At 60.5% G+C, this 23531-nt stretch carries 21 protein-coding genes and 1 pseudogene; 7 read left to right on the top strand and 15 right to left on the bottom strand.

The annotated features are described in order from the left end of the window. The first annotated feature begins 3 nt into the window (after positions 1 to 3). Both EXZ48_RS28925 and ligD read left to right on the top strand, forming a co-directional pair. The gene (locus tag EXZ48_RS28925; RefSeq protein ID WP_050746717.1) at positions 4 to 855 is read left to right on the top strand and encodes a Ku protein; all 852 of its coding nucleotides are present in this window, start codon (positions 4 to 6) and stop codon (positions 853 to 855) included. A 2-nt stretch (positions 856 to 857) separates the two neighbouring features. After that, positions 858 to 3401 carry a DNA ligase D gene (ligD, locus tag EXZ48_RS28920; RefSeq protein WP_130520287.1) on the top strand — a complete coding sequence of 848 codons (2544 nt, stop codon included), beginning with the start codon at positions 858 to 860 and terminating at the stop codon, positions 3399 to 3401. On the opposite strand, the gene EXZ48_RS28915 is transcribed toward ligD, so the two are convergent. The 13 genes and pseudogenes from EXZ48_RS28915 to EXZ48_RS28855 form a co-directional block, all read right to left on the bottom strand. Further along, positions 3402 to 4199, bottom strand: coding sequence for a Ku protein (locus EXZ48_RS28915; protein WP_130520285.1), 798 nt, complete (start codon positions 4197 to 4199; stop codon positions 3402 to 3404). Beyond that, positions 4199 to 4420 (bottom strand): hypothetical protein, encoded by a 222-nt coding sequence (locus EXZ48_RS28910; protein WP_024271507.1) that lies wholly within the window; start codon positions 4418 to 4420, stop codon positions 4199 to 4201. Before EXZ48_RS28910 ends, EXZ48_RS28915 begins: the two co-directional genes overlap by 1 nt. A gap of 21 nt (positions 4421 to 4441) precedes the next feature. Continuing rightward, positions 4442 to 4882 carry a PPC domain-containing DNA-binding protein gene (locus EXZ48_RS28905; protein WP_130520283.1) on the bottom strand — a complete coding sequence of 147 codons (441 nt, stop codon included), beginning with the start codon at positions 4880 to 4882 and terminating at the stop codon, positions 4442 to 4444. A 73-nt stretch (positions 4883 to 4955) separates the two neighbouring features. After that, positions 4956 to 5738, bottom strand: coding sequence for an SDR family NAD(P)-dependent oxidoreductase (locus EXZ48_RS28900; RefSeq protein WP_130520281.1), 783 nt, complete (start codon positions 5736 to 5738; stop codon positions 4956 to 4958). Between the two features lie 11 nt (positions 5739 to 5749). Beyond that, the gene (locus tag EXZ48_RS28895; protein ID WP_130520279.1) at positions 5750 to 6820 is read right to left on the bottom strand and encodes a DNA topoisomerase IB; all 1071 of its coding nucleotides are present in this window, start codon (positions 6818 to 6820) and stop codon (positions 5750 to 5752) included. 8 nt (positions 6821 to 6828) lie between these two features. Continuing rightward, entirely contained in the window at positions 6829 to 8910 is a 2082-nt protein-coding gene (gene glgX, locus EXZ48_RS28890; RefSeq protein ID WP_130520277.1) for a glycogen debranching protein GlgX, read from the bottom strand. Positions 8911 to 9100: 190 nt separating this feature from the next. Next, positions 9101 to 10147 (bottom strand): glutathione synthetase, encoded by a 1047-nt coding sequence (locus tag EXZ48_RS28885; RefSeq protein ID WP_024271504.1) that lies wholly within the window; start codon positions 10145 to 10147, stop codon positions 9101 to 9103. A gap of 9 nt (positions 10148 to 10156) precedes the next feature. Continuing rightward, complete coding sequence (locus EXZ48_RS28880; RefSeq protein WP_023515298.1) at positions 10157 to 12004, bottom strand: flavohemoglobin expression-modulating QEGLA motif protein; 1848 nt, start codon at positions 12002 to 12004, stop codon at positions 10157 to 10159. Then, positions 12001 to 12831 (bottom strand): N-formylglutamate amidohydrolase, encoded by an 831-nt coding sequence (locus EXZ48_RS28875; protein WP_037409346.1) that lies wholly within the window; start codon positions 12829 to 12831, stop codon positions 12001 to 12003. Before EXZ48_RS28875 ends, EXZ48_RS28880 begins: the two co-directional genes overlap by 4 nt. Before the next feature lie 627 nt (positions 12832 to 13458). Next, positions 13459 to 13752, bottom strand: a complete 294-nt coding sequence (locus EXZ48_RS28870; protein WP_081870767.1) for a type II toxin-antitoxin system RelE/ParE family toxin — start codon at positions 13750 to 13752, stop codon at positions 13459 to 13461. Further along, positions 13749 to 14057 carry a type II toxin-antitoxin system RelB/DinJ family antitoxin gene (locus EXZ48_RS28865; protein ID WP_037409394.1) on the bottom strand — a complete coding sequence of 103 codons (309 nt, stop codon included), beginning with the start codon at positions 14055 to 14057 and terminating at the stop codon, positions 13749 to 13751. The genes EXZ48_RS28870 and EXZ48_RS28865 overlap by 4 nt, the downstream gene beginning before the upstream one ends. Before the next feature lie 330 nt (positions 14058 to 14387). Continuing rightward, positions 14388 to 14831, bottom strand: a pseudogene (locus tag EXZ48_RS28860) (CoA transferase); the annotation flags it as partial. A 24-nt stretch (positions 14832 to 14855) separates the two neighbouring features. Next, on the bottom strand, positions 14856 to 16544 hold the full coding sequence (locus tag EXZ48_RS28855; RefSeq protein WP_130520275.1) for a GMC family oxidoreductase: 1689 nt from the start codon (positions 16542 to 16544) through the stop codon (positions 14856 to 14858). A gap of 160 nt (positions 16545 to 16704) precedes the next feature. Here EXZ48_RS28855 and EXZ48_RS28850 point away from each other — a divergent pair, with 160 nt between their 5' ends. The 5 genes from EXZ48_RS28850 (at position 16705) to EXZ48_RS28830 (ending at position 22007) form a co-directional block, all read left to right on the top strand. Next, positions 16705 to 17631 (top strand): LysR family transcriptional regulator, encoded by a 927-nt coding sequence (locus EXZ48_RS28850; RefSeq protein ID WP_130520273.1) that lies wholly within the window; start codon positions 16705 to 16707, stop codon positions 17629 to 17631. A gap of 403 nt (positions 17632 to 18034) precedes the next feature. Continuing rightward, positions 18035 to 19573 (top strand): (6-4)DNA photolyase, encoded by a 1539-nt coding sequence (phrB, locus tag EXZ48_RS28845; protein WP_130520271.1) that lies wholly within the window; start codon positions 18035 to 18037, stop codon positions 19571 to 19573. Between the two features lie 66 nt (positions 19574 to 19639). Then, positions 19640 to 20101 (top strand): TspO/MBR family protein, encoded by a 462-nt coding sequence (locus EXZ48_RS28840; protein ID WP_130520269.1) that lies wholly within the window; start codon positions 19640 to 19642, stop codon positions 20099 to 20101. Positions 20102 to 20250: 149 nt separating this feature from the next. After that, positions 20251 to 20793 (top strand): SDR family NAD(P)-dependent oxidoreductase, encoded by a 543-nt coding sequence (locus EXZ48_RS28835; protein WP_336314297.1) that lies wholly within the window; start codon positions 20251 to 20253, stop codon positions 20791 to 20793. Between the two features lie 179 nt (positions 20794 to 20972). Further along, positions 20973 to 22007 carry an IS110 family transposase gene (locus tag EXZ48_RS28830; protein WP_130520267.1) on the top strand — a complete coding sequence of 345 codons (1035 nt, stop codon included), beginning with the start codon at positions 20973 to 20975 and terminating at the stop codon, positions 22005 to 22007. A gap of 676 nt (positions 22008 to 22683) precedes the next feature. On the opposite strand, the gene EXZ48_RS28820 is transcribed toward EXZ48_RS28830, so the two are convergent. Both EXZ48_RS28820 and EXZ48_RS28815 read right to left on the bottom strand, forming a co-directional pair. Next, positions 22684 to 22983, bottom strand: coding sequence for a DUF982 domain-containing protein (locus EXZ48_RS28820; protein ID WP_130520265.1), 300 nt, complete (start codon positions 22981 to 22983; stop codon positions 22684 to 22686). 72 nt (positions 22984 to 23055) lie between these two features. Then, positions 23056 to 23529, bottom strand: coding sequence for an Hsp20 family protein (locus EXZ48_RS28815; RefSeq protein WP_024271496.1), 474 nt, complete (start codon positions 23527 to 23529; stop codon positions 23056 to 23058). Positions 23530 to 23531: the final 2 nt, after the last annotated feature.

Raw genomic sequence — 23531 nt, 5'->3', positions numbered from 1 at the left:
AGCGTGGCACCGAGAGCGAACTGGAAAGGCTTCCTGAGGGTGGGCGAATTGGTGTGCCCGGTCACCCTTCATACCGCCGCCTCGACCAGCGAACGTATCGCCTTCCACATGCTCAACCGCAAGACTGGCCATCGGCTGCACCGGGAGTTCGTCGACAGCGAGACGGGCAAGGTCGTGGAGCGGGAGGACCAGGTGAAGGGCTATGAGGCGGGCGAGAACGACTATATCGCGCTCGATCCCGAGGAAATCGCCGCTGCCGTTCCTGAGAGTGACAAGACGCTGGAGATCGAGGCCTTCATCGCTCGCGACGATATCGACGACCTCTATTTCGACAAACCCTATTATCTCACACCATCGGACCGGCATGGCGCCGAGGCCTTCGCACTCATCCGCGAGGGCATGAAGACTGCAAAGGTGGCAGCCGTGGCTGAAACCGTGCTCTTCCGCCGGGTCCGCACCCTCCTGATACGCCCGCAGGGAGAGGGCCTCATCGCGACCACTCTCAACTACGATTACGAGGTTCGCTCGGCCGAGGAGACATTTTCGGACATACCCGACCTCAAGCTCAACGGCGAGATGCTGGAACTTGCCGAACATATCATCAAGACCAAGAGCGGCCGCTTTGACCCCAAGAAATTTGACGACCGCTATGACGCGGCCCTGGCCGAAGTGGTGAAGGCCAAGATCGAGGGCCGCAAGATTAAGACCACGCGACCGAAGCCAGAGGGCAAGGTCATCGATCTTTTGGAGGCCCTGCGTCAGAGTGCAGGGAAGGACAAAACACCCGCCAAGCGCAGGGCGAAGAAAACTGCGGCAACAGGCAAGACGGCCGCAGGCCGCCGCAAGGCAGGATGAGCATGGCGACGCTCGACACCTACCGGCAGAAACGGAACTTCAAGTCCACCTCCGAGCCGCGCGGCCGCAAGGCGCGCAAGAGCGGCCACAGCTTCGTCATCCAGAAGCACGACGCGACGCGACTGCACTACGATTTCCGGCTCGAAATGGATGGCGTGCTTAAGAGCTGGGCAGTGACACGCGGCCCAAGTCTGGTGCCGAGCGAAAAACGTCTGGCAGTGCATGTGGAGGACCATCCGCTCGCCTATGGCGATTTCGAGGGCACGATCCCCAAGGGCGAATATGGCGGTGGCACCGTCATCGTCTGGGACCGTGGCACCTGGGAGCCGATCGGTGACGCGCGGAAAGCCTATGCCAAGGGCCACATGGAATTCACGCTCGACGGCGAAAAACTGCATGGCCGATGGCATCTCGTTCGCATGCACGGCAAACCCGGCGAGAAGCGTGAGAACTGGCTGCTGATCAAGGGTGACGACGAGTTCGCTGCGGTGGAGGGCGAAGACGACCTGCTCGACGAACGCCCGGAATCCGTCAAGACGGGCCGGGATATCGAAGACGTCGCCGGAGAAGAACCGGGCTGGTCCTCGAAGACTGGCCGCATCCGAAAATTGTCGAGGAAAGCGAAGGAAAGAAAACAGGAAGAGGCGACCGTCGAAGCACCCGATCCCTCCGGCATCAAGGGCGCACGCAAGGCGAAGCTGCCGGGCTTCCTTCCGCCAACACTGGCAACGCTCGCGACTTCGCCGCCAGCCGGCGAGCGTTGGCTGCACGAGATCAAGTTCGATGGCTACCGGCTGCAGGCCCGCATCGAGGCCGGCCGCGTCAAGCTCTTGACCCGCAGCGGGCTGGACTGGACGAAGAAGTTCGGCAAGGCCGTGGTCTCCGCCCTCGCCGCCCTTCCCGTCGGCACGGCGCTGATCGACGGCGAGCTCGTCGTCGAGACGGTCGCCGGCGCATCCGACTTTTCCGCCCTTCAGGCCGATCTCAGCGCGGGGCGCGACGACCGCTTCACTTTCTATCTCTTCGATCTCCTCCATCTTGGCGGCTACGACCTGACCCGCCTGCCGCTGGAAGCGCGCAAGGCGCTGCTGGAAAAGCTCGTGCCGGGAATGCAGGGCATCCTGCGCTACAGCGGCCATTTCGACGAGAACGGAGCGCTCGTGCTGCGCCATGCCTGCCGCCTCAGCCTTGAGGGCGTCGTCTCCAAGTTGCGGGACGCGCCCTATCGCGAAGGCCGCAGCAAGAGCTGGATAAAGTCAAAATGCTCGGCCCGGCAGGAATTCGTCATCGGCGGCTACGCGCCATCCACCGTCTCGCGCCAGGCCATCGGCTCGCTCGTGCTCGGCGTCTACAGGAACGGCAAGCTCGAGCCCGTCGGCCGTGTCGGCACCGGCTTTTCCGCCCCCGTCGCCGCCGATCTGTTCAAGCGCCTCTCGCGCATGCGCACCGACGAGAGTCCCTTCGGCCGCAAGCTGACGGCCGAGGAAGCCCGCCAGGCGCGTTACGTGCGGCCGGAACTGGTTGCCGAAGTGGAGTTTCGCGCCTGGACGGGTGACGGGCATTTGCGCCATGCTTCCTTCCGCGGCCTGAGGGAGGACAAGCCCGCAAAGGAGGTCGTTGCCGAGATGCCGAAGTCAAAGACTGGCGCCGCACCGAAAGCCGAAAAACCACCCCGCCGCACCGTGCGCCTCACACACCCGGACCGGGTCTACTGGCCCGACGAGGGCGTCACCAAGGAAGGGCTTGCGGACTACTACACCGAGGTCTGGCGCTACATCGCCCCGCATATCGTCGGCCGGCCGCTCGCGCTTTTGCGCGCGCCAACCGGCATCGAGGGCCAGACCTTCTTCCAAAAACACGCCTGGAAAGGCATGACCGCCAAGATCATCGAGGTGCAAGATCCTGCGAACAAGGACGATGAGCCCTACGTCGCGATCGAGGATCTCGACGGCTTAGTAAGCCTTGTTCAGTCCGCCGCTCTGGAAATTCACCCTTGGGGCTCGACGCTCAACGACTGGGAGCGGCCGGACCGCATCATCATGGACCTTGACCCCGGCGAGGGCGTGGAGTGGCAGGCCATCATCGACGCGGCCGAGGAAACACGCAGGCGCCTGGAGGCAGCCGGATTGGAGGCCTTCGTCAAGACATCCGGCGGCAAGGGCCTGCATGTCTGCGCACCCTTGAAACCCTCCGCCCGCTGGCCGGCGGTCAAGGCCTTCTGCAAGGCCATCGCCGATGCGATGGCCAAGGACAGCCCCGACAAATATGTTTCGACCATCACGAAGTCGAAGCGGCGCGGAAAGATCCTCATCGATTACCTGCGCAACCAGCGCGGCATGACGGCGGTGGCGCCCTATTCCACCCGCGCCCGTCCGGGCGCGGCAGTGTCCATGCCGCTCGCCTGGGAAGAGCTCAGCGCCGACATCGGCCCGGCCTATTTCACCGTCAAAAATACACCGGCACGCCTTCAGGCGCTGAGCGCCGATCCCTGGGCAGATTTCCGCAAGGCGGCAGTGCCGCTGAAGGCTGCTAAGGCGAAAGGCTGATTACTTGCCCTTGCTTTCCGCCTTGATGCTCCGGCGCAAGGCATCCATGATGTTGATGACATTGCCCGCCGTCGGCGGTGGTGTTTTGGCCTTGGGAGGGCGCTTTCGGCCCTTCTTCTTCGCCGCGATGATATCGAGCAGCCGGTCCTGCACCGGATCGTCCGCCATCTTCGGATCCCATTTTTGGGTGCGCTCCGAAATCAGCGTCTTGACCAGCGCCAACGCCTTAGAATCCGGTTTTGTCTGTTTTAGACCGGCGAAATAGTCCTCTTCGCTACGCACTTCGTCACCGTAGCGCAGCGTCCACAGCACAATTCCCTTTCCGCGCGGTTCCAGCATCACGGCCCGCTCGCGGCGGTAGAGCACCAACCGCGAAATGCCCACCGTGCCCGTTGAGGTCATGGCTTCGCGGATAACGGAAAAAGCCTCCTCGCCGACCGTGTCTCTCGGCACCAGGAAATGCGGAGAATCGTACCAGATCCATTCGATGCTCTCACGCGGCACGAAGGTCTCGATGTCGATGGTACGGGTGCTTTCCAGCGCCACCGCCTCGATCTCGTCATCCTCCAGCATGACATAATCATCCTCGCCGCGCGGATAACCCTTCACCTCCTCGTCCTCGTTCACCGCCCTGCCGGTGACCGCATCCACATAGCGGCTGACGACGGGATTACCTGTCTTGCCGTTGAGCGTGCGAAAACGCACCTTGTCTTCCTGCGAAATCGCCGGCGACATCGCAACCGGGCAGGTCACCAGCGAGAGCTTGAGGTAGCCTTTCCAGAACGCACGCGGCGCCATCAGTCTTTCCTTTCGAGCGGCAAATGTTTCGACAAGGCGAAACGCTCGGCGAACGCGATATCCTCCTGCGTGACGATCGGGATGGGGTCGGAGAGGATGGCAAGCAGCGTTTCGCGCGAAATCGAATCTTCCTCCAGAGCTTCCATCAGCGCGCCGCGCGTTTCACGCTCGGCACGAAGCAGTGCTGCAAGCGCCAGGATCAATCTGTCCTTATTGTCCATGACAGCCTCCCAATCCGTTTGCTAACCGACGTCGATCAGCGCCATGCCGAGATCGGCCCGATGCCGCCGCCGCAATTTGACCGGCGTTTCGCGCAGCACGACCTCCAGGGTGGGGCGGACGTAGCCTTCCAGAAAATGACCTCCCTTCGTGCTTGCGTCCTCAAATCCGAGCACGACATGCAGGTGCAAGCTCGCCTTGCCCGCGTCATCGACCGCCACGTCTCCCAGCATGCTGAGCACTTCCGATTGAACCTCGACAGGTATCTTTCGGTAAGTCTTCGTCTGGAATTCGAAGAAGGCGATGGTGGCCACACGGAAGGCGCCGATCGCGGTAATCGATGCCGCGGTCACCCCTTCCCTTTCGGCAAAGGCGGTAATGCACCCGAAAGCTTCATCGCCCTCATCAAGAACCAGGATGAACGTGCGTTCGCCTGCATCGTCTGCCAGAAGTTTGTGCTTCATGTCCGTTCTCCCTGATCACAGGAAAAGGCCCGAAGCCGCTTTCTGTTCCACAGGCGAAGACCGCGCCACGGGCTTAACGCAAGAGGCCTTGCCCACCGTCGATCCACAGCGGGACACCCGTAATGTGCCGCGCCTTCGATGAGGCGAGAAAAAGGATCGCGTCAGCCACCTCGTCGACAGTCCCGGGTTCGCCATGCGAGACCGGGATATCGCCTTCGGGCCATTTGACGGGAATACCGCTCTCGTCAGCTCCACGCTGTTCGGTGTTCTCGTCGATGTTGGTCTCGATCGCGCCCGGGCATATCGCATTGACGCGGATACCGGCCTTGCCGAGCTCCAGCGCCAATTGCTGCACCATGGCCAGCTGCGCGGCCTTGGTCGCGGAATAGGCGGTGGCACCCGGTGTGGTGAAGGTCCGCGTTCCATTGATCGAGGATACGACGATAATGACGCCCTCGCCCGCCTTCTTGAGATAGGGCACGGCCAGATGCAGCGTCAGATAGGTGCCGCGCAGGTTCACGGCGATCGTCTCGTCCCATTCGGCGGGTTTGAGATCGTCGATCGGAGCCCAGACGCCGTTGATACCGGCATTGGCGATCACGACATCGAGGCCACCGAAGGCACCGACAAGCGTCTCCACGCCGTCGCGCATTGACGCTTCGTCCGCGACGTCAGCCGTAAGCGCCAGTGCCTCACCGCCCTGTCGGCGGATTTCTTCGGCAACCGCCTCCACCTCCTCACGCGTACGGCTCAACAGGCAGACGCTTGCACCATGACGGGCAAGCGCCAGCGCCGCAGCCTTCCCGATCCCTGATCCGGCGCCAGTGACCAGCGAGACCTTTTCTGCAAACAGCATGGCAAACTCCTTCAAAGCGCCGGTCGTTCTTCAAGCTCAGCCGGTGCTTTTGCGCGTGCGCGGCGATGCGCGTTCCGGCGACATTCGAGAAAGCGCAGCAGGCGTTCTTCCTCCGCCCTCAACCCTTGAAGCGCAAGCGCCGGGCGATGGAATGCGCGCTGCAATGCATCCGGCTTTTCGGCAAGCGCTATGATATCGGGATGGATGTAGCTCGACCGCGCAATGGCTGGCGTATTGTGCAGGACCGCGGCGGCCGCTTCGGACATATCCTTGATGGTCGCCCGCTCACCTGCCGCGATGGCATGGCGCGCCACGGAAAACGCAGCGAGGCTGCCTGCCCAGGTGCGAAACGTCTTTGCGGAAACAGCAACGCCAGAAATGTCCGCAAGATAGGTGTTGAGCCGACCTGAATCGATCGGCCGCACCTGTTCCGCCTCATCCTTCCACACGAACAGCTGGCGACCCGGCAGACCGGCACACTCTTCGAGCAGGCGCTGCAGGCGGGGATGCTTCAACATCCGGCGCACGCGCTTGCCACCCTTGGCGGTGAAACGAAGCTCGATAGCGCCTTCGGCAAGCGAAACATGGCGTTTCAGCAGCGTCGTCGCGCCATAAGTCTTGTTCTCCTCTGCATAACTCCTGTTGCCGACACGAAGTTGCGCCTCGTCGAGCAACACAGTGATCGCCGCCAGCATCGTATCGATCGTGCCGGGCATCCCGTCGAGATCGCGCCGTACCGCCCGCCGTAATCTCGGCAGCGCCCGGCCGAAGGCGATGAGCTGGGCGAATTTGTCACCGCTCTTCAGCCGCTGCCAATCCACATGATAGCGGTATTGTTTTCGCCCTCGAGAATCAAAGCCCGTTGCCTGCAAATGGCCGTTGGCCTCGATGCAGATCCAGACATTCTCATAGGCCGGCGGCAGGCCGAGCGACGAGATTCGCGCCTTCAGCGCGGCATCGCGCACGAGGGATCCATCAGGAAGTCGATAACAGAAGCTACGGCCGGTACGCTGGCGCCGGATTCCAGGCTCGCTGTCGGAGACATAGACAAGCCCGGTTTCTTTAAGGTTCTCCGGCGCCATCGAGACCTCTAGGCTGGTTCGAAGACGGCGACGCTGGCGCCGTAGACCATAGCCGGGCTTTCGGCCGCGTGCTCGGCGAATGTATCCTCCGCCGCTCCCGTATCGAGCACCCGCCTCCATTCGGCAATGCCGTTCACCGCCGGCAGCGTCACCCGACAATCTGCGCCTGCATTGAAGACGAGGAAGGCCTGGTCAGGACCCTCGCCGTTTACAGATTTCGAAACAAACAGGCCGAGTGCCCGAAGGTTGCCATCCGCCCAGGCTGCATCGTCCACGAAGGTACCGTCAGGCTTATACCAGGCGATCTCGACAGAACCGTCTTCCGCCGCCTCCCCCGTCAGGAACCGCTCCTGCCGAAGCGCCGGATGCGCCTTTCGGAACGCGATCACGCCCTTGCAGAAATTGAGGAAAGGATTGTCGAGGCCGCCCCAATTGATCCAGCCGACTTCGTTGTCCTGGCAATAGGCATTGTTGTTGCCCTGCTGGCTGTTGCCGAGTTCGTCACCGCCAAGCAACATCGGCACACCCTGGCTCAGCATCAAGGTGGCAATCATGTTGCGCCGGCGGCGGCCACGGGCATCATTGATGGCCTCATCCTCCGTTACGCCCTCCGCGCCCATATTGTGCGAATGGTTGTCAGAATGGCCGTCGCGGTTCTCTTCTGCATTCGCCTCGTTATGCTTGTCGTCATAGGAAACGGTATCCATAAGGGTGAAACCGTCATGGGCGCTGACGAGGTTGATCGACGCCGTGGCGCCACGATCGGAATGGTTGAACTGCGGGGCAGAGCCGGTGAGCCGCGAGGCAAGCCCGGAAACGAGCCCGCCGTCCCCCTTCCAGAACCGGCGCACATCGTCGCGATACTTGTCGTTCCACTCGCGGAAGGGATGCGGGAAGCCGCCGACCTGGTACCCGCCATCGCCGACATCCCAGGGCTCGGCGATCAGCTTCACGCCGGACAGGATCGGATCCTGCCGGATCGCATCGAAGAAGGTGCCATCGCGGTCGAACTCGATGTGGCGCGTGCGGCCGAGCGTGCTGGCCAGATCGAAACGGAAACCGTCAACATGCATGACGCCGACCCAGTAGCGCAAGCTATCGAGCACCATGCGCAGCACCATGGGGTGGGCGACGTTCACGGTGTTGCCAGTACCCGTCGTATCGTAGCTGTGGCGCAGATCTTCCGGCGACAGGCGATAGTAGCTGAGATTGTCGAGCCCGCGGAAACTGAGCGTCGGGCCACGCTCCGAGCCTTCGGCCGTGTGGTTGTAGACGACATCCATAATCACTTCGATGCCGGCGGCATGGAAGCGCTTGACCATGGTCTTGAACTCGGTGATCGCCCGCCCGGAAAGGAAGCGCGGCTGCGGCGCGAAGAAGCCGAGCGTCTGGTAACCCCAGTAGTTGCGCAAGCCCTTTTCAAGAAGGTGGCGGTCATCTGGGAAATACTGGATGGGCAGCAGTTCGATGGCGGAAATGCCGAGATCGACGAGATGTTCGACGATCGGATCACTCGCCATGCCCATGAAGGTGCCGCGCAGTTCCTCCGGCACGCCCGGATGGGTCATCGTCATGCCGCGCACATGGGCTTCATAGATGATCGTCTCGGTCCAGGGCCGGCGGATCGCCGCGTCACCCGCCCAGTCGAAGTCCGAATCCTGCACCACGCCCTTCACCATGAAGGGCGCGCTGTCGCGGTCGTCGAAGGAGAGGTCTTCCGCCGCGTCGCCTATCCGATAGCCGTAGAGCGCATCGTCCCACTGGATTTCGCCGAGGATCTGTTTGGCGTAGGGATCGAGAAGCAGCTTGTTGGGATTGAAGCGATGGCCGGCTTTCGGCTCGTAGGGACCGCTCGCCCGATAGCCATAGACGGTGCCCGGCTTAAGGCCGGCAATGTAGCCGGACCAGATATCCCCTTCGCGCTTCGGCAACGCAAGCCGAGCCGTTTCTTCTCTGCCGTCGTCACTGAAGAGGCAGAGTTCCATCTGTTCGGCATGCGCGGAAAAGACCGCGAAGTGCGTTCCCTCGCCGGTAAATTCGGCACCCAGCTCGGACTTCATGAAATCGAGTTCGGAAAACGAATAGCTCATGCGAGTCAATCCCCTTCGATCAAGCTGCACCGCGCCCGCACACAACGGAACCTGCAGAGCGATGGCGCAACGCGACATGGGGCGGATTGTTCCGAGCTTGCGATGCCTCACTATACGGAGCATCTGCCCGACGCCGTCGCGCAACCGGATTACAAACGGTACCGAGAATAAAGGTGCAAAGCCCCTCGACTCAAAGCATCGCGAGCCGGCTGTTTTCCAGGCTGCCGCCATAGGCATCGCGCGCAGCGATCTTCTCCTCGAGCGAAGCGATCACGCTGTCGGAGAAATTGGTCTCGTAGAGCTGTGCGATATTGTGCAGGCCGCCCGGCGTGAAGACATTGATCTCCAGCACCTTCTCGCCGACGATGTCGAGGCCGACGAGGAACATGCCGTCCTCTATCAGCTTGGGCCGCACCGCATCGATGATACCCAGCATGGCGGGCGTCACCTCGACCGGAGCCGGCCCGCCGCCGACATGGATATTGGAGCGGATTTCGCCCTTCGCGGGTACGCGGCGGAAGGCGGCATACTTGCCGTCGCGCATCAGCGGGTGACCGTTCATCACGAAGAAGCGAACATCGCCCTCGCTCGCCTCGGGCATGAAGCTCTGGGCAATCAGGTAACCTTCCCCACTCACGGCCTCGAATATCTGATTGAGGTTATGGTCCTTGTGAGAGGCAACCTTAAACACGTTCTTGCCGCCGGAGCCCTGGAGGGGTTTGATGATCGCCCCTTTCTTCTCACCTTCAAGGAAGCTGCGGATCTCGTCGATATTCTTGGAGATCAGCGTGGCGGGACGCACGGCAGCGGGAAACTCCTGCAGGTAGAGCTTGTTCTGCGCCTTGGAAAGACCGGCGGGATCGTTGACCACTAGTGTCCCGCGCTGCGCCGCCAGCCGACCGAAGAGCGGACCAGCATTCACAGTCCAGGACCGCTCCGGCCCTTCCAGCGAGGGATCGTTGCGCAGGAACAGCACGTCGATCTCCGACGCATCGAAGGTGCGCATCTCCGTCTGGTCGCCCTGCAAATCCTTGTGCAGCGTTTCCAGCTTCTTGTAGCCGGCGGAGGGTAGCATCAGCCCGCGGATGGAAAGGCTGTCATCCGGGCGCAGCACGAACCCGGCAGCCGTGACATAGCAGATTTCATGGCCGCGGTTCAGCGCGGCAAGCGCCAGCGTCGTGGTGGTGTAATGCGGTGTTTCGTCTGCTATCGAATTGACGAAGAAAGCGATGCGCATGAAGGCCTCCTATGCAACGAGGTCGATGGGGGTAAGCCCGGCGCGAAGCCGATCGAGACGATCGCCAGCACCCGACAGGAACTGCGGCACCAGACGTGGCGGCTTGAGGAGGCCGCGCAGACTCAATTCCTGCATGACAGAGAAATGGCGCGCGGCAATCTTGCCGAGCCAGAACGGCTCCAGATCGCCGCCGCCGCGAAGATGGGCGAGAATTTCCAGAAGGCCGCGCAGATAGATCGCATCCTTGGCAAGCCCGCCGCCGCGGTGCAGCCTCAGCGCGATGTTGAAGGCCATGGGCGGCACAAAACCATGATCGCGCGTCAGCAGCCGGTAGGTCTCCACGAAATCGGCGCCGTTCAACATGGCCGCGCAGGCAACAACGCGCGCCGCAATCATCCGGAGCCGCGCGACCGTCATGCCACCGACAAGATATTCCGCCAGAACCGCCAGCCCTTCCTGCGCCCCTTCATATCCGGCAAGGCCCGAACGGAAGAGCCGCAGGCCATGGCCCGAACCGTTGCAATAGGTGAGCAGATGCACGCCGACCTCGTGGCTCAGCAGCGCATCGACCCGCTCGCGCGCCATCGTCGTCGTCCGCGCAATCAGCAGGCGGTCGCTGGACACCATCAAGCCGGAGGGAAGGTCGTCACGCACCTCGACATCCGGCGAAAAGTCGGGGAACTGCGTGGCGTAGCGGGCGATCATCGCCTTGGCGCGCTGCGCCACATAGCGATGGTTCGCGGTTTCCGGCGGGTGCTTGCGCCCCAGTCTGGCGGTCGCTTCGAGAATATCTCCAGCCACCTTTTCCAGCCTTGCATCCACGGCGCCATAGAGCGCCCTGCTCATCTCGACGAAACGGTCATCCCCCCGCGCGGCCAGCATAGAAAGCTGGAGGTCGAGTTCCTGCTGTTTTTCGCGGTAGAGCCCTTCTAGAACCGGATCCTCGAAGCGGTCAAGCCCGATGGTAAAGAGAGCCTTCTTGCGCGCCGCGATATCGATAGAGAGCGGGCGGTAGAGGAGATTTGGCGCGCGCGTGTACCCTGCCCCACTGAACTCCTCCCACGCGGCTTCCGCATTGATCGGCGTGACCGCGAGCAGGAAATCGAAGCTTCGGGAAATATTGTCCATAGCCCGGTCGGCGCGCGTCACCGCCTCCACGAAGACGCCGCGGCCAAGCGCGCGATGCGTTGCGGGCGCAAGCGCCGTCTGCGTGCGGGTGAATTTGCCGGCCGCGCGCAGGCCGGCATCGACCAACTGGGCGACGAGACGGCTCTGGAGCTCGGGATAAATCTCACGCGACTTCGGCACGCGGTAGATCGGCGCGAAACGAACAGTGAGCGTGGGAAATTCCGGCAAACGGCGCGCAAGGCCAGCACTGGGATCGTCGGCAGGAGCAGCACGCGCGACCTGCGGGGCGCGATAGCGGGCTTCGAGCTTTTCAACCCCGCTGACGAAAGCTGTGAGCGCCGCGTCGGCACTTTCCGCCGACACCGAAACGCTTATCTGGAATGGCGCGAGATAGGGCGCGTCCTGCGCCAGCCGATCGGCGGAAAGCTCGCCAAAATCCAGCACCAGGAACGCACCAAATTGTTCGCGCATCTTTTCGCCGACGAGACGAATTATAGCGGCGGCCTCAGCGAGATTGGCGGCCAGCAGGTAGGACGCATTTGCCATGGTGACGGCGCGCGCGGCCGGCGCGGCCCGGCGCCCGACATACACGGCGATAAACGGCAGGGGCCGCTCGATATAGAGACGGCCGCGCCCGGCGAGATCGAGGCGAGTCGGCGGCCCCGCCTCCAGTGCGGCGGCGACACGGGCTAGATCGTCCACCGGTGCGGACCGTTTGCGCGCACTCATGGTCGCCGGTCCGGCATGTCGGCAAGTGCCACTTCCAACACGGGCAAGGTGCCACGGATCGCAGCACGTAGCGCTGCTATGGCTTCAAGGTCCGGTTCACCGGTCCACTCGTCCATGAAAATCTTCTTGAATTCGACCGCAATGGCACAACCTGTTTTCGGAAAATGCTCATGAATGAATCGCGTCTGCTCACCCTTGCCGGCAAAAGCAACGTTCTCGCGCACATCCAGCCGCCGACCCGGAAAAGGCTGCTCCCGAAGACATGCCATGAAGGCATCAACCACCGGCGCCCAATAGGCCCGGTCCATGGAGGACGTGCCGATGTTGATATCCGGAGCCGCTTCCTGCACGGTCGGCGCAGCCAGCGCGCCGTCGCGGCGATGGTTGTAGCTGTGTACATCAAGGAGCACGAAGCGGCCATGCTCGCGCTCGATGCCCCGCAGAAACTCAAGCAGCATGGCATAGTAGCCATCATGCTGGCGCAAAACGCTTTCCACCATGTCAGGAGTCGGCTGCGTATCCCACAGGTCGAGGCCCCAGGCCTGCTCGGGTCGCAGATAGACGGCACCCTCCCGCGGCCGGTTTAGGTCCATCTCGAACCGGGAACGATGAACGACCACGCGATTGACAAGATCCCCGATGGTCATTGCGGTGAACGGATCCTCCTCCCGCAACCGCTCCTCAGGCGTCAGCGCCATCAGGTCCGCCAGGTCCTTACGCAGGAGATGCCCGTCATGGATGGCCGTGCCGACAAGCGGGGAACCGCCGCGCTCCACAGACCAGAGTATATCCTCGCGCAAGTGTACCATCTTCGTTCGCGTTTCCATGCCGCCATAACGTTGCAGTTGCAAACGAGTTCCCGGCGATGGGGTGCCGGAGCGCATGCATTGTCTCGAGATATCCAAGGACGTCTGGTGTGCGACCATCGCCGCGGTGGGAGACGAAGGATGGTCTGTCGACAAGGGCGGTGGCCTTGACCATTCATGGGCAGTGCTTGAACGGGACGGCATACGGATAGAGATGGAATGCGATTTCTGGGCAGAGGAGATATGGTTGTCGTTGCTGCCGGCGCTGCAAAATTGAAAGCTTCTCTTTCAGCAGCCCTACTCATCAGGCTGGGACTGCCTTGAGGACAGGGCCGCAGATTCAATTCGATCCAGAGCCGACCGTCAGGCATTCTGCACCTGGAGGCGCCTATGACTTTATCGTCTCGATTGTCGACGAGCGGACATACATCTACCCATGGCATCGCGGCTGGACTGATACCCATACGATCTGGATGGCGATCGAGGTCCACTCGATGGCCTCGCGAGTTGCGCTGAAACGTTTGAGCAATGGGCTCCTCGACACCCTGGCTGAGAAAGGGACACTGAGCGATATTCTTCCCTTCGGAGCGCCTGACTTCTTTGCTATTGATGGGAAGCGAATCGTCGCCCCCCGCGCGAACGTAGTCATTAGCCAGGCGGCAGATGTTCTGGCCATTCCTGCGCGCCATGGAGTACGCGAAGACTTCGAACTGTCGTCTCGGTAATGGCATAGGCAGCGACGTAAGGCGTGCCATTGATGACGAGTTCGCGTGTCCCGGCAATTCTACCCAAGCGCTCACTGGCAGGAAAATCGAGCAGGCGGCGGGCGGCGGCTACTATCCGTTCATCGATCAGGACGGCTGCTGCGGGGTTATCGGCCTCGACGTAAGTGAAGATGGCGTCACGATCCGACAACGCAAAAGCCGACCAAGTAAGTTTCACGATTCTGGCACACCAGCTTTAAGGCGGGCCGCCGCTCGACGTCTGGCAAAGTGCGCCTCGGCCTCGTCGTCCGATAAATCCGGTCGAGTATCGTTTAACGCTTCAAGCACCTTGGTCCGAAACCAGGCGTCATGTGCTTCACTGCCAGAAAGAAGTTCAAGAGGCAGCGCCCCCTCGTTAGCAGTCCGGGTGAGCATAATACGAACCGCATCAGATACCGTGAGGCCCATGCTTTCAAGCACTGCGGAAGCACGGTCCCGGACTTCAGAATCAATACGTGTTTGTACGAGAGCGTTTGCGGCCATGGCTATCTCCATATTCAACGAGAATGTAATGCAATTGAATGACGTTTTCCAGAAAAAGTTTCACGTCGTCATTCCCCGCTCACGGCTCTCTTTAATGCTCTTGAGATCCCATCAGGGGTGAGTAGCGGCCTGCACCGTGGCAGAGTGAGGTCGCTAGAAAACTCTCTGGAGGCCAACCATGCCGATAACAGCAGATCAATCTCAAACGCAGACCGCTACTCTCGTCGATCTTGGCGCAATTTTCGTCTCGTTGGAATTCTTATGTTCATTTGCAAGCGGCGTGGCCACGACTGTTTCGTCCAGCCAATAATGGCTGGTCCTGCCTGGTGTATCCGTGAAGACGCCGGACGAGGCCGCGATCACCGTCTCGAAGGCCCGCCAGTCCCGGCGAAGCTCATCGTCGGAGGCGAAGCCGGGGATCGACAGGGTGATCAGCTCCGGTCGTGCCTTGCGGAGCGCCGCAAAATCGATCCCGAGCCGGGCGAGCACGCCGGGACGGAAATTCTCGACGACGATATCGGCCTCGGCCACCAGCGCTTTCGCCTCATCCAACCCCTTCTCCGTCTTGAGATCGAGGGTAACGATCAGCTTACTACGGTTGAGGATGGCATTGGCGGGATTGTCCCAGAGCGGACCGCCGGGCGGATCGACATGCACGACGGTCGCGCCGAGATCGCCAAGGATCATGGCCACGGCCGGGCCTGCTATATATTGCCCGAAATCAACCACCCGAACGCCGGAAAGCGGAAGCGGGGAACGTGCGATCGATGTCATTTCTCTTATCTCCCCAAGAATTCTCTATGCGCGCGCATCGGCGACGATCCAGCCGGCCGCCTTTTCGGCGATCATCAGCGTCGGCGCATTGGTGTTGCCGCTGGTGATCTTCGGCATGATGCCCGCATCGACGACGCGCAGGCCCTCGATGCCCCGCACCCTGAGGCGGCTGTCCACCACCGCCATCGGATCGTCGTCGCGGCCCATCTTCGTCGTCCCGACCGGATGAAAGATGGTGTTGGCGATATCCCCCGCAAGCCGGGCCAGTTCCTCGTCGCTCTGGAACTGCAAGCCGGGCTTCCATTCCTGCGGCTGATATTTCGCCAGTGCCGGCTGCGACACGATCCTGCGTACCTGCCGCAGGCTTTCGGCAGCGATGCGGCGGTCCTCTTCCGTGCTGAGATAGTTCGGCGCAATCGCCGGGGCGTCTGACACCTTATCAGAGCGAATGCGCACGCTCCCGACGCTGGTCGGGTTGAGATTGCACACACTCGCGGTAAAGGCCGGTACGTTGTGCAGCGGTTCGCCGAAAGCGTCGAGGCTGAGCGGCTGGACGTGATATTCCAGGTTGGCGTGGGCCTGGCCGTCGTCCGACCGGGTGAATGCGCCGAGCTGCGAGGGCGACATGCTCATCGGGCCGCTGCGTTTCAGCACATATTGCAGCCCGATCATCGCCTTGCCGAACAGGCTGTTGGCGAGCGTGTTCAGCGTCTTCGCGTTACCGACCTTAAAGACGGCGCGGATCTGCAGATGGTCCTGGAGATTTTCCCCGACGCCCGGCAAGTCATGCACAGCCTCGATGCCGTGGCGCTTCAGCAATCCGGCCGGACCGATACCTGACAGTTGCAGGATCTGCGGCGAACCGATTGCGCCGGCGGACAGGATGACCTCCCTGCGGGCGCGCACCTCTGCGCTCCGCCCCTGCCGCTGGACAACGACGCCTGCGCAACGCTTGCGGCCGGAACCATCGGCCTCAAGGATCAGCCGTTCGACATGGGATTGCGTCCAGATCGTCAGGTTCGGGCGGTTCTTCGCAGGACGCAAGAAGGCCTTCGACGTGTTCCAGCGCCAGCCGGAGCGTTGGTTGACCTCGAAATAGCCGACGCCCTCGTTGTCGCCGCTGTTGAAATCGTCGGAGCGCGGAATGCCGGCCTCGACAGCCGCCTCTGCAAAGGATTCGAGGATGTCCCATTTGAGCCGCTGCTTCTCGATCCGCCACTCGCCGCCATGGCCGTGCATGTCGGAGAACCGGCTGTTGCCGCCGGTTTTGGGATCCGCACCGTTGTCCAGCCGGTAATGGTCCTCGTGCGCCTTGAAATCGGGCAGGCAGTTCTGCCAGGACCAACCTTCCTCCCCGGTCTCTGCCGCCCAGCCGTCGAAATCACGCGCCTGGCCACGCATATAGATCATGCCGTTGATGGAGGAGCAGCCGCCGAGCGTCTTGCCACGCGGGTAGCGCAGCGACCGCCCGTTCAGGCCGGCATCCGGCTCGGTCTTGTACAGCCAGTCGGTGCGCGGATTGCCGATGCAATAGAGATAGCCGACCGGAATATGGATCCACGGATAGTCATCCTTGCGACCGGCTTCCAGCAACAGGACGCGCGTCGCCGGATCGCGGCTGAGGCGGTTGGCGAGCAGGCAACCGGCGGAGCCGCCGCCTACAATAATATAATCAAAAGTATTGTGGGAAGGGGGGGAAGCGTTGCGCGTCATTGTTCTGCCCGCCTGCTCCAACGGAACAACGCACAGTCATAAGCTTTGACATCTTGCCGTGGCATGCCAGCCTCCCTGCCTACATTGTTCAAAGCCATAGCGGAGGTTCAGCCGGAAAATCCAATGACAAATGATAGAAGGCATTATAAATCAAATTAATATGCTGCAGTCGATCGACCTGAGAACATTGAGGGCATTCGTCACCGTGGCGCGGGAGGGCAACGTCACCCGCGCCGCGGAGCTGTTGCACGTCACGCAGCCGGCCGTGACGCTGCAACTGAAACGTCTTGCCGCAGAGACTGGCCTCTCCCTGTTCCGGCGGACCTCCACAGGCTTGGAGTTGACGCAGGAGGGGGCGCTGCTGGCGGCCAAGGCCGAGCAGGTGCTGGCGGCGTTGACAGATTTCGGCCAGACAGCAGGACATCTATCGACACGCGTCCGAGGCAAATTGCGGATCGGCACGATCATCGACCCGGAGTTCACGCGACTTGGCGCGTTTCTGAAGGCGCTCATCGAAAGCGGACCAGGCATCGAAACCACGCTGCGTCACGGAATGAGCGGCGATGTGCCGGAGGGGCTGAGGCGAAATGAACTCGATGCCGGTTTCTTTCTCGGCGACCCGAGAGACTTTGACCACGCCGCCGATAGCGCCGGTGAGAACAACGCACCGCTGTTTCATGCCCGCGAGCTGGCGCAACTGACCTATCGCGTCGTCGCGCCGCCGGCGCTTGCCGGTTTCGTGCGCGGCGCCGATTGGTCCCAGCTCGCATCGTTTCCCTGGATTGGCACACCACAGGCCTCGGTCCACAATCGATTGCTGTCGCGCCTGTTTGCCGATTTAGGCGTCCGCCAAAATATCGTCGCCCAGGTGGATCAGGAGACGTCAATGGTCGCCATGGTCCGGACAGGGGTGGGACTGAGCCTTTGCCGAGAGTCGATTGCCCTTCATGAACAACAGGCACACGGCCTCGTCCTCGCTGAGAATATCAAGATCTCCACGACCCTGAGTTTCCTCCACCTGGAGGCCCGCAACCAGGATCCGACGATACTCGCCGCCTTGGATGCGATCAGGCGGGCGTGGGGCTGATTTCATGGGGCCGTGGTTGTAATTACCATTGGAATGGCGTTCACCCCGGACGCGAACGGCGAATCCAGAATAGGCGATTTCGACCATGCGAATGGCCTCCAAAGTCAAGAAATTTAGGCCAAAGCCACCTTCGATCTGGGCCGCTGGCTATAGAAGACGCGGATCGAATGCGCCTAACCGGCTCAGTTCTGTCTGGAACCAACAGCGGAAGGATTGTAGCGAATTTGGAGAAACCAGGCTTGATGATTGATGTGGAACGCCCGAGCGCTCCGCCGCGTGTTGCGTGATTGGAAAACTCCTATTGGCTGATCATTGCAGACCTGCGCTAAATTTGAGGTTGTCACTCCTACAGCCTTTGCAGCGAAGCCAATCCGATGTCATCCAAGTTGCGTAAAACGTCTCAATGTCAAAGCTCATTCTTATCCTTGGCGACCAGCTCTCTTTGAATATCTCGTCGCTGGAAGGCGTCGACGAGAAGCACGATACGATCCTGATGTGCGAGGTGATGGCCGAGGCGACCTATGTCGGGCATCACAAGAAGAAGATCGCCTTTGTCTTTTCCGCCATGCGGCACTTCGCGGAAGAGCTGCGCGCGAGTGGCTATCCCGTTCGCTACACGCGGATCGACGACGAAGCAAATGCTGGCTCCTTCGGCGCTGAGGTGAAACGAGCAATCGACGATCTCAAGCCGTCTGCAATCTGCGTCACGGAGGCCGGTGAGTGGCGCGTGCGCCTCGACATGGAGACATGGGCTTCCAGGTTCGGCATCGACGTCGATATCCGACCGGATCGCCGCTTCCTGGTGTCGCATGACGAATTCAAGGCGTGGGCCGAGGGCCGAAAGGCGCTAACGATGGAGTTTTTCTATCGCGACGTGCGCCGAAAGACCGGCTTGTTGATGAATGGAGACGAGCCGGTCGGCGGACGGTGGAATTTCGATGCTGAGAACCGTCAACCCGCTAAGCCTGACCTGTTTCGCCCGACCCACATGACGTTCGCGCCAGATGATATCAGCAGGCATGTGATCGACACCGTCGCCCTTCTGTTTCCGCAAAATTTCGGCACCCTGGAACGCTTCGGCTTCGCCGTCCGGCGATCCGATGCAGAACAAGTCTTGTGGGAGTTCGTAGCCGAGTTTTTGCCGAACTTCGGTGCAACGCAGGACGCGATGCTGCAGGACGACCCGAACCTCAACCACTCTCTCCTTTCATTCTACATAAACATCGGACTTCTCGACGCGCTCACAGTCTGCCGTGCCGCTGAGCGCGCCTATCTCGAGGGCAATGCGCCGCTCAACGCCGTCGAAGGCTTCATTCGCCAGATCATCGGCTGGCGGGAATATATGCGGGGCATCTATTGGCTCGCGGGACCCGACTATGTTGACAGCAACTTTTTCGAAAACACCCGACCGCTCCCGGCTTTCTACTGGACTGGTAAATCCAAAATGAACTGTCTGGCGACCGTCATCACCGAGACCATCGAAAACGCTTATGCGCATCATATCCAGCGCCTGATGATCACTGGCAATTTTGCGCTGCTAGCCGGCATCGATCCCAAGGCGGTGCATCAATGGTATCTCGAGGTCTATGCCGACGCCTATGAATGGGTCGAGCTTCCAAACGTCATTGGCATGAGCCAATTTGCCGATGGCGGCTTCCTCGGCACCAAGCCTTATGCGGCGAGCGGCAATTACATTAACCGCATGTCGGATTACTGCAGCACGTGCCGGTTCGATCCCAAGCAGCGCATCGGCGGGAGCGCATGTCCCTTCAACGCACTGTATTGGGATTTCTTGGCGCGCAATCAGACCAAGTTGAAATCAAACCGCCGGCTCGCTCAACCCTATGCCACCTGGGCAAGAATGAACGATCGGACACGCCACGAGATACGAAAGCAAGCCGAGAGCTTCCTGGCTGACCTTAGTTCGGGAAAAATGTCATAATCGCGAACCACGACGAAAGCTGAAGTCCACGGCTGGCTTTGTGACTAAAACGAAGGGACATTTGCAATGAAAGTATCGTACGGCAGTTATACCGCCCTACTCATCTTTCTGGTGCTGGTATTGGCTACAGGCTTCACCATCGGCCTGACGATCCGACCGGGCGAGTGGTATCAATCACTGGCAAAGCCATGGTTTACCCCACCGAATTGGCTTTTCGCGCCGGCGTGGACGATTATTTACGTCTTGATCGCCGTTGCGGGCTGGCGGGTCACAATCCGTGAAGGGTTCAATTCCACCGCCTTCCGGCTGTGGATAGTGCAGATGCTTTTGAACTGGACCTGGACGCCTGTATTCTTCGGGTTTCACCAGATCGGACTCGGCCTTGCCGTGATCGTCTGCCTCTTGTCAATCGTTGTTTCTTTTATGATCAGGGTCCAGGACCGATCGGCGCGCTGGTGTTTCGCACCCTATGCGCTTTGGCTTGTCTATGCGACGTCACTGAACGCCGCGATCTTCCTCTTAAATTAGGAGAGGGATAGTGAAGGCTCTTTTGATCGGATCCTCTGGCGGTATTGGCAAACCACTGGCGGCGCGTCTGCGGGTTGACCTTGGTTCTGATGCCGTCGCAACGCTTTCGCGGAGCGAAGACGGTTTCGACCTCAATGATGAGGCATTCATTGATCGAACGGGCAGCTCGCGATCTGGGCGACAGGTATGGCGCGTTCGATCTAGTCATCAACGCGACAGGAGCGCTGTTGATCGACGGCCATTCTCCTGAGAAGACGATCAAGGCACTGAGCGCCGATGCGATGATGGCGCAGTTCCGCGTCAATGCCATCGGGCCAGCGCTTCTGCTAAAGCACTTTCATTCGCTGCTGCCTCGCAAGACGCGGAACGTGTTTGCCTCCCTGTCGGCGCGCGTTGGCTCCATTAGCGGCAACCGCCTGGGCGGATGGATTTCCTACCGCGCCGCCAAGGCGGCGCAGAACCCGATCATCAAGACGGCGGCTCTGGAGATCGCTCGAACACATCCTCAAGCGATCGTGGTGGCCCTCCATCCGGGAACGGTCGCAACGAAATTGGCACGACCATTTTTGAAGGCTCATCAGAGCGTGGCACCGGACTATGCAGCTGCTAGACTGCTCGACGTCATTGCGAAACTTGGCCCTTCACAATCGAGCGGATTTTATTCTTATGACGGCCAGCAGATCGAGTGGTAGTTAGGGAATGACACACCTCGTCGTGTCGGTTTTTGCGACGAGAGTGGTCTCGCAGCATCGTGGTCTGAATTTTTTTGAACAGGATACGTTGAACGCGGCCAACTATTGGTTATGGGACGGCCCGCCCTTCCGAGGACATCGAGTATGATGTCGCTCTTTTGAAGGGAAGGAGCCGAGCCATGCAGATTTCCATACTCGGTATCGACATCGGAAAGAATAGCTGCAGCGTCGTTGGTGTAGATGACGACGGCGCTGTGGTTGTCCGGCGAACGATGCGGCGACAGACATTGATAAAATTCGTCGAGCAGCTACCGACATGCGTTATTGCGATGGAGGCCTGCTGTGGTGCTCACCATCTTGGCCGGCTCTTTATCGTGAGAGGTCATGAGGTTCGGCTGATGTCGCCGGAATACGTCCGTCCTTATGTAAAGGCGCAGAAGAATGATGACAGAGATGCCGAAGGCATTGCCGAGGCAGCATCTCGTCCGACGATGCGGTTTGTCGAACTAAAGAGCCAAGAGCAGTTGGATATCCAGACGCTGCACCGGGTTCGATCACGGCTGGTTGCGGAGCGAACGACCTTGATCAATCAGCTGCGTGCCGTTCTTCTTGAGAGAGGTGTCATATTCGCCGCAGGCCGCGTGAAGTTCGAGAGCGCTCTGGACGGTCTCCTTGCCGAAGCTGATGAGGTCTTGTCTGTGCGTATCCGCAGCCTGGTCATCGAATTGAGGGACGAATGGCGAATGCTTGATAAGAAGATCGGCGCGGCGAACGCAGAGTTCTTGACACTCGCCAGGCAAAACAGCGCGATGCGCCGCCTGACATCGATTCCCGGCATTGGCGTGCTTAACGCCACGGCACTTGTTGCCGCGATTGGTGACGCCGGCAGTTTTAAGCATGCCCGAGATCTCGGAGCGTGGCTGGGGCTTGTGCCACGACAGTTCACCACCGGAGGCAAGGCACGTCTGCTTGGGATAACAAAGCGCGGCAACACCTACCTGAGAACCTTGCTGATCCACGGAGCTCGAGCGGCAATGCACACGCTCAGTCAAAGTGATACGCCAATCGGGCAATGGCTCCAGACGATGTTGTCCCGAGGCGTCCAGCGCAATGTCGCGATCCTGGCTCTGGCAAACAAGCTCGCGCGGATCGCCTGGGCGGTGTTGCGCAAAGGACAGCCCTATGAGCGGACCTATGGTATAGCTGTAATCTGAGTTATGGCTGCCGAGAGCGCAGCCTACAATGTTTGCGAGTGGAATGGAGATGGCCTGACAGTTGATCGGCGTTCAGATAGCCCAGGCGTGGAAATGGTTCTTTGAAACCGTGTTGGTTATCGTGGCTCTGGACGTGCGGATATCCATCTTGGCTACGGCCTGACCGTAAGACCGAATACGTTGAAGCAGACTGCACGGGAAATCAAAAAACAACTTGCAAACAGGGCGGGCCATACGTTTCCACGCAGAACTGGGTCGGCTGGGCGCTCAGTCTGCGTGGAAACCATCTGCGGCATCATCTTTCAGAAAGATAGCAGAAAATGTTTCCGGAGCCTGTAGTCGTGCTCGAGCCCGTCTCCGGTTTTCGAGAAGGCACCGACACTTTACGCTCAATAATGACAGCGGCGATCAAGGACTCTTAGCGCCGCCTGTGCCTCGTCGATCGAGACGGGGCCGGGCGTTCCCTGCAGGTGCCGCAGCGACGGTTGCGAATCCACTTCGTAGAGGTCGGATGCCCAAGGCCGCGAGAATTGCCCTGCGATCATAGACCGAAAGGGCCGGCGCGCCGACAAGATCGATCGGTCGGCAGAGCCGAAATCCTGGAACCAGCACCAACGGCCCCATTGCCACTGCATCATGGGCAGCTCGTTCTATCTCGCTGTGTATGGCCACCTCCTCACTGGATATGCGGATCCCGATCACGCCGCAGGCGAGACGCGGCGATGGCGCTCGTGTCCGGCGCCATCAAATCATGTTTCTCGGCAAATGCCGCGAACAGGCCGCGGGCTGTCTCGGCCTCGATTTCGCCGCGCAGTGCCGCGCCGCAAGCCTTCAAGGCGACCGCATGGGCATTATCCCTCAACCTCACTGGCCATTCGCAAAGATAACGATACGCATCCGTTGCGCTTTGCACCTCGACCGGAAAGCCCAAGCCGACAAGGATGGTAACTGGTTCTTTGAACATGTCGGGTTTCATCGCTGTCTCCTTCCCAACCCGGAATGCCAATGGGCGCCACGAGGATGGCGCCCTGTCAATAAGCAAGCCTGATCAAGCCGCCTTCTGCGCTTCGATTTGAGCCGGAGTGACTGACGGTAAGGCAGGCGTGGTCTGGATCGAAATCTTCCTGGGCTTGAGGGCCTCCGGGATTTCATGAACAAGATCGATTGACAGTAGACCATTGCCGAGATCCGCGCCGTTCACCCTGACATGGTCGGCCAGCTCGAACCGGTGCTCGAACGGACGCCCGGCAATGCCGCGATGCAGGTAGGCATCGGCAGAAGCCTCCTGCTTCTTGCCGGCGACCGTCAGCAGGTTAGATTGGAAGGTGATGTCTAGATCGTCTTGGGCAAAGCCGGCGACCGCGATTGAGATCCGGTAACTGTCATCACCTGTCTTAACGATGTCATAGGGCGGCCAGTCGCTAATCGAGCGGGCGCGCTGGGCGTTTTCAAGAAGATTGAAGACGCGATCGAAGCCAACGCTCGAACGGAACAGCGGTGCATAGTCGTAAGATGTTGCCATAG

It is taken from the genome of Shinella sp. JR1-6 (assembly GCF_004284735.1).
Classification (GTDB): domain Bacteria; phylum Pseudomonadota; class Alphaproteobacteria; order Rhizobiales; family Rhizobiaceae; genus Shinella.
This window is presented reverse-complemented; position numbering and strand designations above follow the sequence as displayed.